Here is an 11,773-nt window from a genome sequence, read left to right as displayed (position 1 = left end):
GCACTATCGCTAGAGCGTGCTCTTGGGCGCCAGATTCTTCTCCAAAAAGCGTTCCACCCGGCCCCAGAAGTCGATGTTGTTTTTCTCCATGCGCCAGCCGTGGCCCTCTTCCTTGTAGGTGACCCATTCGACATGGGGGTTGTGCTGCGTCACCGCGTCGCGGAACTTGGTTCCATGCACCAGCGGCACGCGAACGTCCTTGATGCCGTAGGCCATGAGCAAGGGGCTGCTCAATCGCTGCGCCTGGACCAGGGGTGAGGTTTCGCGTAATTGGACCGCATCCTTGACGGGGTCTCCCACCATGGTGGGCATGCCATAACGCAGCCCTGCCTCGGAGGCATCGCTCCACGTGACCGAGTACAGCAATTCGATGTCGCTGACGCCCACCCAGTTGATGCCACAGCGAAAGATGTCCGGGTGTTTGATAAGCCCCATCAACGTGGCATAGCCGCCGTAACTGGCCCCTGCGATGGCGATGCGGTCTTTGTCCACCCAGCCCTGCGCCACTGCCCAGTTGGCGGCGTCGGCCAAGTCATCCTGCATGCTCAGTCCCCATTGCTTCCAGCCTGCCCGCATGTGCTTGTCACCGTAACCGGTGCTGCCCCGGAAGTCTGGCTCAATAACGACATAACCACGCGAGGCAAGGAATTGCGCCTGGTTGCTCCATGCCCAGTGGGCTCCGCGCACCGTGGGGCCGCCGTGCACCAGCACCACGGCAGGGCTGCGTCCTTTTGCCTTGATCGCTGGACGCGTCACATACACCGGAATTTCCATTCCATCTCGAGCGGGGTAGCGGTGGAAGTCCCGGCGCCCCTGTTGGGAAGGGTCGATGTCCACATGCCGCGGTCCGATAGCGATCCAATCATTCTGCTGGGGTTTGAACAGAAAGTAGCGGCCCGGGTCCTGGTCCGAAAAGGACAAGACCAGGCACACGGTCGGGGTGCGGCAGGCAATGCGGTTCACCATGCCCGGCAGCTTGTCGTCTACTGCCTTCTGGGCGGCCTGCTGTTCTGCACCAAACCACTGCGTTCCCGGCGCATCGCTTTCGTATCGCAAACCCAGCAGTCTGCGGGTCTTGTATTCAAAGATGGGGTTGGCATTGGCGTCGAACCCGGTTGTCTGGAAGAGGGGTGCATCTGCCAGCTTGCGTGTCTTCGGGTCAAACAAGTAGAGTGCGTTGAAGCCTTGGGCGTTGTTCTTCTGCGCATACACCTGTCCGGCCCCGTCGATGAACTTGGGGCTGTAGCCATTTGCATCCAAAACATCGAAGTTGCTCAGCTCGATCCAGTCCCTGGACCCAGGTTCGCGGTAGTGAACGATAGAGCGCCCCTTGCTCTGAGAGAAACCAAAGCGTGGCTGGTTGTCCTTGTCTAACACCCAGCCGGTCACTTCTCGCGGCTGCAAGTCACCGAGCACGTCTGTCAGCTCCAGGGTCTTGCTGTTGATGCGGTAGAGGCGCTCACTTTTGGCGGAGCCATCGGTTGCGCTCAGGCTCAGCTTGCCCACGAGCAGGTCTTCGCTGCCGTCGTCCAGCGATCCATGGACGCGGTAGTCACCCCGCAGCGGTGAGCGCTTGCGGCCATTGCTGGCGTCCCGCGACGTGATGATCTGCACCTGGTCGCTGCCGTCGCGGTTGATGGCGTACACCTCGCCATTGCGGTTGTCGTCGGAATCCTGTGTGTCGCCAATGGAGAAATACAGGCGTTCATCGTTGATCCAGTGGGCATCCAGCATGTCCACGGAGTCCGATTTGGAAACCACCTGGATCTTTGCCGTGTTGGCTGTTTCCACAACACCCAAAAACTGGCGCCCGTTTTTACCCAGAATGATGACCGATAGGTATTTGCCCGATGGAGACAGCTCTGCCGATGAAAAATTCGGCTTGGCAAAAAAGCTTGCGATGCTGGGAGGGGTTGCGGTCTGTGCCAGCGCTGCAGGCGCAAATGCCGCCAAAAGCCAAGCTCCCAGGATGTTCCAAATTCGGTGGGTCGGGTATGTCATGGTCTGTACAAGTCGATTCGAATCATAAAAAAAGCGCTGTTGCAGCGGATCACGCTGCAACAGCGCCTGCTGGCTCACATTACTTGAAGACGTAGCTTGCCGTCAGCGTGAAGTACCGGCCGTAGGGGTTGTGCAGCGACGAGTTGTAGCCATCCAGCGTGGTGGTTGTGCTGGTGTTGGCGGCGGGGTAGTAGGGGGCCTTGGTGTCGAACACATTGGCCACATGCAAGCCCATCGTCAAGTTCTTGATGCCGGTGTAGTAGTAGCCCAGGTCCACGGTGGTCCAGCTGGGAACCGTGCAATCGGGGAACCGGTCGATGTAGCCGTTTGGCGACGTGCCCAGCACCGTGCGCGAGGGAACACCGTTGGCCGGTCCACCCCAATGGCAGGCTGGCGTGGTGTAGACGGTAGCGCCATCGGTGTAGCGGTTTTGGTCGATCTGGCTGACGTAGTGCAGGGCGCCGGTGAAGGTGTGGGGGCCATTGGTCAGCGCCGAATTGAATTCCAGCCGTACGCGGGGAATGGGGCCGGTGGATGTGGCCCAATCGGATAGGCCGCCAGCGGTACCCACGACATTGGTCTCGGTATCACCAGGGGCCTCTGCGCGCTTGTACGACAGGATGTAGGCCACCTTCATGGACGACGTCATCTTGCCCAGTTCGCCCAGGTTGTTGCGCAGCTTGAACTCCAGATCGACACCCGATACCTCGGTGCTGCCCTGGTTGACCCAGGGTGTCGCTACGCCCAGCAGCGGACCAGACCCGGGGATGGGGTTGCCATTGCCGTCTCGCAGCAGGTTGGCGGGGTTGGTGTCGCGTATGACGGAGCCGACCGGGAAGCGCTCGGGGTGTTCCAGCACGGTGGTTCCGGAGACCAGGGCCACTTCGCCTTCCTTGCGGATCTTGTACCAATCAACCAGCACATCCAGGCTGCTGGTTGGCGAGTAGATCATGCCCAGCGAGAAACTCTTGGATGTTTCGGGGGTGAGGTTGGGATTTGCACCGCCCACACCCGAAATGCTCTTGCTGCAGTCGATGTTGTCGGCACCGGGTGCTGGGGTCGATCCATTGGGGCAGCGGATGGGGTCGACGGTGTTGTTCAGGAAGAACTGGGCACCACCGGGCGTGACTTGCGACACGGCCGGAGCGCGGAAGCCTTTGGCAAAGGAGCCACGTAGCGCCAGGCCCTCGGTTGCGGTCCACTTGGCTCCGACTTTGGGTACGAAGTTGGTCGCTATGCCGGGGTAGGCATCAAACCGGCCTGCGAAATCCATTTCGAAATTCTTCTGGAACGGTGTCCTGAATTCGAAAAATGCAGACTTGACGTCGCGGCTGCCATCGATCTGGGTCGTGGACAAGCCCAGAATCTCACCATTTGCGTTGGATGGGTCCGGGTCAATTTTGAGGCTTTCGCGGCGGAGTTCGATGCCAGCCGCAAAGCCGATGGGACCGCCGGCCATGCTGCCGAATTCCGTGCTGACCTTGGCATCGTATTGCAGGATTTCACCAATGCCCTTGTTGAACAGGGGCCGTGTGATGGTGGGGTCGGCCGCGATGGTCGCAATCGGTGTTCCGGTGAGCAGTTTGCGCAGCGTGGGCAGGTAGATGAAGCCGTAGTTCACCTCATCGCGGTCGGTGCGGTTCCACAGCACGGCGGTTTCCCAATCCCAGGCCCCTGACGTACCTTTCAAGCCTGTCAGCAAGCGCGCTTGCTTGTTGGTCAAATCTGTGCTGAAGGGGATGTTTTCGAAGCGGTAGACCAGCGCCGCGCGGACATCGGGAAATGGATTGTCAGGATGCCCAACCGGCAAAACCGCTTGGAAGGGTTCGGCCAGGCCGCCGGCCAGGAAGTTGGTCACCGGACCGCCCTGGCCGTTGATGCTGCGCGAAGCGCCACGGTAGGTGCGTTGCGAACTGGTGTAGCCGGCTTCTACAAACGCAGACATGTCGCCATTGATGCGCAAAGTTCCACGGCCCAGCAGGTTCAGGTCGTCGCCCTTGCTTTGGGCGTCGGCGAACTGGTCGGTGTCGTAGTTGCAAAAGGTGCGGCCGAACAGCGTGCCGCTGGTGATGTTGTGCTGGGGGCCGCCAGTGATCAGGCGCGAGGGGTCGCAGTTGGTCCGGTTGACAACCGTTGCACCCGTCACAAATGCCAAGCTGCCGGGGGTTCGCTCGCGGTAGAAGAATGGCTGGTTGGAGATGTTGCTGTTATAGGGATTCAGACGGAAGTTGATGGCCGCATAGTCGGCGGCCGCAATGTCGTTGGAGCCTTCGCGGATCGACGTGGCATCGCGTTTGGTGATGTCGGCCGTCAGCAGGAAGTTGTATCCATCGGCCTGGAAGTCACCCGCACCGGCCGTCAGGCTGGCGCCGCGTCGGCCGAACTTGCCGTCATCGTTGGCACCGGCCCGCGCTGCGATCTCGAAGCCCTGGTAGTCGGACTTGGTGATGAAGTTGATCACGCCGCCAATGGCGTCGGAGCCATACACGGCAGAAGCCCCGTCTTTGAAAATATCGATGCGCTCCAGTGCGGAGATGGGGATCGAGTTCAGGTCGTACAGCGTTGACTGGCCATTGTTGGGGTTGGCATAGGCGGACGGGGTCAGGCGGCGGCCGTTGAGCAAGATGAGTGTGGATGTTGCGCCCAGGGAGCGCAGGGAAGCCGTGGCGACGCCCTTGGAAAAACCGTTCTGCGAGGCCGTGTCGCTGTAGCCGTCGGTGCCCATGGACGGAATCTGCTTCATCAGATCCAAAACCGTCTTCGCACCACTGTCGCGTATGTCCCTCGCGCTGATGGTTTCTATGGGAGAGGTGCCTTCCTTGTCGGCCCGCTTGATATTGGAGCCGGTAACCGTCACGCGTTCCAACGTGGATTTTTCTTGAGCCGATGCCCACTGCGGCGCCAGCGCCATGCCACCAAAGGCAATGGCCAGGCCGATGCTCAACTTCGTAGGTTTCAACATATCGCGAGTGCTCCTAAGACAATTAATGGTTTTAATTGGCAAACGCTTGGGCTCGTTGTGTAGCGTGTTCGCCCGCACAGCGGCACAAAGTCAAAGCGGTGGCTTTACAAGACGTTTACATCGAGGAGGGGAATTTTGTGCGCGAATCTGGGTCTCAGGCTCCCCGGGTCGGCGGGTACCGGGCTGTCTGCTATCGACGGCCCGATTACATAGGCGTTACCAATCGCGCTAGTGGCCTGATTTCATTGGATCTTTTGCTGCTGCGTAGTGGTTTGTACTAGGCAGTTTGGGGGCTTATTGAGACTTTCCCTGATACGCGTATTCACCTAGGCGCAGGTGGTGAAAACGTTGCGATGGAGCAACTAAAACCTGCCTGGGATACGGCCTGGTTACACCAGACCCTGTCCAAAACGTCAGCTTTTAAGCCGCACCCAGATGCGGCACCAAATGGCTCGTCGGTTGCCCGGCCTTCAGTGCGGCGGTGAACGCCAGCATGCGGTCTATAGGCCGGCGCGCCAGCAGGCCCAGTGCGGGGTCCACATGGATTTCATTGGTGCCGTGTTCCAGCACATGGGCCAGGCCGGCCAGGCCGTTCATCGCCATCCAGGGGCAGTGGGCGCAGCTCTTGCAGGTGGCGCTGTTGCCGGCGGTGGGGGCCTCGTAAAAAACCTTGCCGGGGTTCAGCGTGCGCAGCTTGTGCATCATGCCGTTGTCGGTGGCGACGATGAATTCGCCGGCATCCATCTCGCGCGCAGCCTTCAGAATGGCGCTGGTGGAGCCCACGGCGTCGGCCAGAGCCACCACATCCGCGGGCGATTCGGGGTGCACCAGCACCTTGGCCTTGGGGTGGTCCTTTTTCAGCGCTTCCAGTTCAAAGGCCTTGAATTCGTCGTGCACGATGCAGGCGCCGTTCCAGAACACCATGTCGGCACCGGTCTCGCGCTGGATATAGCCGCCCAGGTGGCGGTCGGGCGCCCACAGAATTTTTTGGCCCTGGTCCTTGAGCGCGCGCACGATGTCCAGCGCACAGCTCGATGTCACGAGCCAGTCGGACCGTGCCTTGACCGCCGCGCTGGTGTTGGCGTAGACCACCACCGTGCGGTCCGGGTGCGCATCACAAAATGCGGAGAACTCGTCGACGGGGCAGCCCAGGTCCAGCGAACAGGTGGCGTCCAGATCCGGCATCAGCACCTTCTTTTCGGGCGACAAGATCTTGGCCGTCTCACCCATGAAGCGCACGCCGGACACCACCAGTGTTTGCGCCGCATGGTCGCGGCCAAAACGGGCCATCTCCAGCGAATCGCTGACGATGCCGCCGGTCTCTTCGGCCAGGTCCTGCAGGTCGGGGTGCACGTAGTAGTGGGACACCATGACCGCGTTTTTTTCCTTCAGCAGCCGGCGCACTTTGTCCTTCAGCGCGGCGCGTTCGGTCTGCGTGGGCTCTACGGGCACGCGGGCCCAGGCGTGGCGTGTGCTGCAGACGCCGCCGGTGTGGGTGTCGGGTTGCTCGTAGTCAATGGTGATGGTTGCGGTTTGCATCGTTAGGCTCCCGCGAAGGTGTCAAAGCGCATCGAATAATCCGTGGCCTGCACGTCTTTGGTAAGCGTGCCGATGGAGATGCGGTCCACGCCCGTTTCGGCCAGCGCGCGCAGGCCTTCCAGCGTGACGCCGCCCGAAATTTCGAGGATCGCCCGACCGACGTTGATGCGCACCGCCTCATGCAAGGTGGGCAGGCCCATGTTGTCCAGCAGCACCATGCGGGCACCGGCGTCCAGCGCTTGGCGCAGCTGCTCCAGGGTTTCCACTTCGATCTCGACAAAGCCGGCCTCGGCCGCGACCTTGTCGGCCTGTGCCAGCACCTGGGGAATGCCGCCGGCTGCGGCGATGTGGTTCTCTTTGATCAGCACCGCGTCGTACAGGCCTACGCGGTGGTTGGTGCCGCCACCGCAGCGCACGGCATATTTCTGTGCCAGGCGCAGGCCGGGCAGGGTCTTGCGGGTGTCCACAATCGCAGCGCGGGTGCCGGCCACCGCGGCCACATAGCGAGCAGTCTTGGTGGCCACGGCGCTGAGCAGTTGCAAAAAGTTGAGTGCCGTGCGCTCGGCCGTCAGCAGGGCCTGGGCCTGGCCTTCCACTTCAAACACCACCTGGTTGGCCTCGCAGCGGCCGCCATCTTGCACATACCAGGTGATCTGGGCCTTGGGGTCCTGGGCCAGGATGGCCGCCTGCACCCAGGCCTGGCCGCAGACCACGGCGCTCTCGCGGGCCAACACCCGGGCGCGGGCGCGGCGCGTGGGGTCGATCAGGCCGGCGGTCAGGTCGCCATCGCCCACGTCTTCGGCCAGGGCACGCGCCACGTCGGACTGGGCCAGCTTTTCCAGCGCTGGGGCAGAGAAATCAAATGACTTTTGCATAGGTAATGGGGTCAAAAAGCGCGCCATGCGGTGCCATACACTACGCGGCGTCGTTCAGAGTGGCCTCAGATGGTACACATCTGGCCACAGGCTCACCTTTCAACCTGCCAATAGCCCCATGTTCAGAACCCTGCTCAAATCCAAGATCCACCGCGCAGCCGTCACGCACTGCGAACTCAACTACGAAGGCTCCTGCGCCATCGACGAGGACTTGCTGGATGCCTCCAACATCGCCGAAAACGAGCAGGTCCACATCTGGAACATCAACAACGGCGAGCGTTTCATCACCTACGCCATCCGCGCCGAGCGGGGCAGCCGCATCATCTCGGTCAACGGTTCGGCGGCGCGCCGTGCTGCGGTGGGCGACCTGGTCATCATCGCCTCGTTTGCCCAGGTGCATGAGGACCAAGTCCAGGGTCACGCGCCCAAGCTGGTGTTTGTGAACCCCGACAACCGCATCAAGGAAGAGCGCTCCACCATTCCGGTGCAGATGGCTTAAGACAAATCGGGCACTAGCCCTCGTCAAATGGGCATGTAGCGCTCCTGACTTGGGAGCGTTCCTCGCGCCCATGCCCCCAGCCAGCACGCCCGGTCCGCGGCGCGCTTCGGCCAACACCCTCCCCACCGCCGCTTGACAAACGCCACCAATGCCCGCAAACTGCGCATTACTAGTCATTTGACTAGTAATCACTGAGCCCTCGCCACCCTATGCCCCGCCCCTCCCGCAATATCGACCAGGTCCTGCTGCAAAGCGGCCGCGTGCTGTACCCGCAGCACGGCTGCGCGGGCCTGTCGCTGCGCCTGCTGGCCGAACACGCCGGGGTCAATGTGGGCATGTTCCACTACCACTTCCAGAGCAAGGACAACTTCCTGCGCGAGCTGCTGAACCGCCTGTACGAAGACCTGTTTCAGCAGTTGCAGCAAGAGGCCAGCATGGACGGCAGCACGCTGCAGCGCCTGCGCCAGGCCCTGTGCCGGCTGGGGCGGCTGATGCGCGAGCACGGCGACTGGCTGGGCCGGGTGCTGGCCGATGCCTCGCATGGCGAGGCGGTGGCCATGGCCTTTCTGCAAGCCAACGGCACGCGCCATGTGGCCCTGCTGATGGGGCTGCTGGAACAGGCGGTGCAAGAGGGCAGCCTGGTGGCGCCCATGCAGCCGATGCAGCGGGTCACCTTTCTGATGGGCGCCGTTGTCGCGCCCATGGTGATCGCGCCGCGCGCCATGCAATTGGGCATCGTGCCGCCCTTGCTGGCGGCCGGCATCCAGAACGATGTGCTCAGCGACGCCGGCATCGCCCAGCGCGTGGACCATGCGCTGTGGGCGCTGACGCACCGGCCGGTACCCGACAACAACGCACAAACACCATCCGCAAAGGACGCACCCCATGGCTAAAGCCTTTTTCCAATCTGTGCGGCGCTGGCGGCTGCCATCGGCCATCGCGGTCCTGTTGCTGGCCGTCAGTGCCTGCAGCGACAAGCCCGCCACCGGCTGGTCCGGCTATGCCGAGGGCGACTATGTCTATGTGTCGGCACCATTGGCCGGCAAGCTGGAGTCCCTGGCCGTGCAGCCGGGCCAAAGCGTGGCCAAGGGCGCGCCGCTGTTCACGCTGGACAGCGAATCCGAACGCGCGGCCCAGGCCGAGGCCACGGCCCGTGCGGACAGCGCCCGCGCCCAGGCCGCCAATACCGACAAGGGGCGCCGCGCCGAAGAGGTCGCCGTCACCCAGGCCCAGTACAGCCAGGCCCAGGCGGCGGCCACGCTGGCGCGCAACGAGCTGGCGCGCCAGCAGCAACTGCTGACCCAGGGCTTTGTCGCCAAGGCCCGGGTCGAAGACGCCACCACCGCAATGAACCAGGCCCAGGCCCGCGTGGCCGAGCTGGGCGCAGCCCTGCAGGTGGCCAAGCTGCCTGCCCGCGTGGACGAGCGCAGTGCCGCGCAGGCCAGCGCCACGGCGGCCGCGGCGTCACTGCAGCAGACCCAATGGCGCACCGCGCAGAAGCAGCAAGCTGCGCCGACTACCGCGGTGGTCGCCGAAACATTCTTCCGCGCCGGTGAACTGGTGCCCGCCGGCCAGCCCGTGGTGTCGCTGCTGCCGCCCGAAAATTTGAAGGCCCGCTTCTTTGTGCCCGAGGCGCAAATCACCAGCCTGGCGGTCGGCCAGGTCGTGCAATTGCTGTGCGACGGCTGCGGTGCCCCCATTGCAGCGCGTATCAGCCGCATCGCCACGCAACCCGAATACACGCCGCCCGTCATCTACTCCAACGCCCAGCGTGCCAAGCTGGTGTTCATGGTCGAGGCCAAAGCGAATGCCGCGGATGCGGCGCGTTTGCGGCCGGGCCAGCCACTGGATGTGCGGCCCTCCAACACACCGTCCAATGCCGGGAAGCAGCCGTGAGCGACAACAGCAGCGCCACACTGGCCATTGACGTCAAGGGCCTCAGCAAACATTACGGCGACCGGGCGGTGGTGGACAACGTGGACATCCAGGTTGGCACCGGCCGCATTTGCGGATTCCTCGGCCCCAACGGTAGCGGCAAGACCACCAGCATCCGCATGCTGTGCGGCCTGCTGACGCCCGACGCCGGCAGCGGCACCTGCCTGGGGCTGGACATCATCAAAGACGCCGCCACCATCAAGCGCCAGGTCGGCTACATGACGCAGAAGTTTGGCCTGTACGACGACCTCTCCATCCGCGAAAACCTGGACTTCATTGCCCGGCTGTTCGAGATGCCCAACCGCAAGCAGGCCGTGGACGACGCGCTGAATCAACTGGGCCTGGCCACGCGCCAAAAGCAGTTGGCCGGGTCGCTCTCTGGCGGGTGGAAGCAGCGCTTGGCACTGGCCGCCTGCATGATCCATGAACCGCGCCTCTTGCTGCTGGACGAACCCACGGCCGGTGTGGACCCCAAGGCGCGGCGCGATTTCTGGGACCAGATCCACCGCCTGGCCGATGGCGGTATGACGGTGCTGGTCTCCACCCACTACATGGACGAGGCCGAGCGCTGCCACGAACTGGTCTACATTGCCTATGGCAAGGTGCTGGCCAAGGGCACGGCGCAGGACATCGTGGCCACCTGCGGCGCCAAGGACCTGGAAGACGCCTTTGTGCGCCTGGTCAGCCAGGCCCAGGACAACTTTGCGTGAAGCGGCGGGTAAACCTATGACCACCCACCGCCGCTTCAGCCTGGCCCGCATGGGGGCCGTCTTCATCAAAGAATTCCAGCAGATGCTGCGCGACCGCCTGACCTTTGCGATGGCGGTGGGCGTGCCGATTCTGCAGCTTGTCTTGTTTGGCTATGCCATCAACACCGACCCCAAGGGCCTGCCCACGGCCATCGTCAGCACCGACAGCGGCCCGCTGTCGCGCAGCATCGTCGCGGCCCTGCAAAACACCGGTTACTTCCGCATCGACAGCACGGGCACCAGCGAGACCGAAGCCGAGGCCCTGGTCGAAACCGGCAAGGTGCAGTTCCTGATCGTCATTCCGCCGGACTTCAGCAAACGCGTGGTGCGCGGCGAGCACCCGGCGCTCTTGGTGTCGGTGGACGCGACCGATCCTTCGGCTTCGGGCAACGCCATTGCCGCGCTGAATGCCGTGGCCAGCCTGGCCCTGCGCCACGATGTGCAGCAGGGCCCGCTGCGCGGCTTGCAGGCGGCGCCCGCGCCATACGAGGTGCGCATCCACCGCCGCTACAACCCCGAGGGCCTGTCGCGCTACAACATCGTGCCGGGTCTGATCGGCACCATCCTCACCATGACCATGGTGATGCTGACCAGCCTGGCCATGACCCGCGAACGCGAGCGCGGCACGATGGAAAACCTGCTGGCCACACCGGTTCGCCCCAGTGAGGTCATGGTGGGCAAGATACTGCCCTATGTGGTGATCGGCTATATCCAACTGGGCGTGATTCTGGGCGCGGCGTTTGCGCTGTTCCAGGTGCCGATGGAGGGCAGCTTTGTGCTGCTGATGGCCATGATCGGTGTCTTCATCATTGCCAACCTGGCCGTTGGGTTTACCTTCTCGACCATCGCGCGCAACCAGCTGCAGGCCATGCAGATGACGTTCTTTTTCTTTCTGCCGTCCATGCTGCTGTCGGGCTTCATGTTCCCGTTCCGCGCCATGCCCGAGTGGGCGCAGACGATTGGCGAGGTGTTGCCACTGACGCACTTCTTGCGCATCGTGCGCGGCATTCTGCTCAAGGGCAATGCGGCCCCGCAACTGCTGGGCGAGCTGTGGCCCATGCTGCTGTTCATGACCGTGGTCAGCGTGGTGGCGCTGAAGCGGTACCGGCAGACGCTGGACTGACGAGGGCCCGGAGCACTCAAATACCCCAAAACGGGGTTATTGAAGGGGCCCGCAGCAGATTTTTAGTAAAACTGGCCGAAAGCCCTCGTC

General features: G+C 62.9%; 8 protein-coding genes and 1 pseudogene. 5 read left to right on the top strand and 4 right to left on the bottom strand.

Translation table 11 applies throughout. The features are described from left to right. Positions 1–9: 9 nt before the first annotated feature. From AC07OO_RS08345 to nadC, 4 genes are all read right to left on the bottom strand, one after another. Positions 10–2,001, bottom strand: coding sequence for an alpha/beta hydrolase family protein (locus AC07OO_RS08345; RefSeq protein WP_495081581.1), 1,992 nt, complete (start codon positions 1,999–2,001; stop codon positions 10–12). Between the two features lie 79 nt (positions 2,002–2,080). Beyond that, positions 2,081–4,963: a TonB-dependent receptor domain-containing protein gene (locus AC07OO_RS08340; protein WP_495081580.1), complete on the bottom strand. Its 2,883-nt coding sequence runs from the start codon at positions 4,961–4,963 to the stop codon at positions 2,081–2,083. Between the two features lie 420 nt (positions 4,964–5,383). Beyond that, positions 5,384–6,502, bottom strand: a complete 1,119-nt coding sequence (nadA, locus tag AC07OO_RS08335) for a quinolinate synthase NadA (RefSeq protein WP_495081579.1) — start codon at positions 6,500–6,502, stop codon at positions 5,384–5,386. A 2-nt stretch (positions 6,503–6,504) separates the two neighbouring features. After that, positions 6,505–7,377 carry a carboxylating nicotinate-nucleotide diphosphorylase gene (gene nadC, locus AC07OO_RS08330; protein ID WP_495081578.1) on the bottom strand — a complete coding sequence of 291 codons (873 nt, stop codon included), beginning with the start codon at positions 7,375–7,377 and terminating at the stop codon, positions 6,505–6,507. Positions 7,378–7,495: 118 nt separating this feature from the next. Here nadC and panD point away from each other — a divergent pair, with 118 nt between their 5' ends. The 5 genes and pseudogenes from panD (at position 7,496) to AC07OO_RS08305 (ending at position 11,683) form a co-directional block, all read left to right on the top strand. Next, entirely contained in the window at positions 7,496–7,876 is a 381-nt protein-coding gene (panD, locus tag AC07OO_RS08325; protein WP_495081577.1) for an aspartate 1-decarboxylase, read from the top strand. 209 nt (positions 7,877–8,085) lie between these two features. After that, the gene (locus AC07OO_RS08320; RefSeq protein ID WP_495081576.1) at positions 8,086–8,769 is read left to right on the top strand and encodes a TetR/AcrR family transcriptional regulator; all 684 of its coding nucleotides are present in this window, start codon (positions 8,086–8,088) and stop codon (positions 8,767–8,769) included. Further along, a complete protein-coding gene (locus AC07OO_RS08315; protein ID WP_495081575.1) occupies positions 8,762–9,772 on the top strand; it encodes an HlyD family secretion protein in 1,011 nt (336 codons plus the stop codon). Before AC07OO_RS08320 ends, AC07OO_RS08315 begins: the two co-directional genes overlap by 8 nt. Then, positions 9,769–10,452 (top strand): annotated as a pseudogene (locus tag AC07OO_RS08310) (ABC transporter ATP-binding protein); the annotation flags it as partial. The gene AC07OO_RS08315 and the pseudogene AC07OO_RS08310, both read left to right, overlap by 4 nt. Positions 10,453–10,537: 85 nt before the next feature. After that, complete coding sequence (locus AC07OO_RS08305) at positions 10,538–11,683, top strand: ABC transporter permease (protein ID WP_495081574.1); 1,146 nt, start codon at positions 10,538–10,540, stop codon at positions 11,681–11,683. Positions 11,684–11,773 lie beyond the last annotated feature (90 nt).

The organism is Rhodoferax sp. GW821-FHT07G04, from assembly GCF_059418585.1.
Note: the sequence above shows the minus strand (reverse complement) of the source record. Positions and strands in the feature narration are given on the sequence as shown.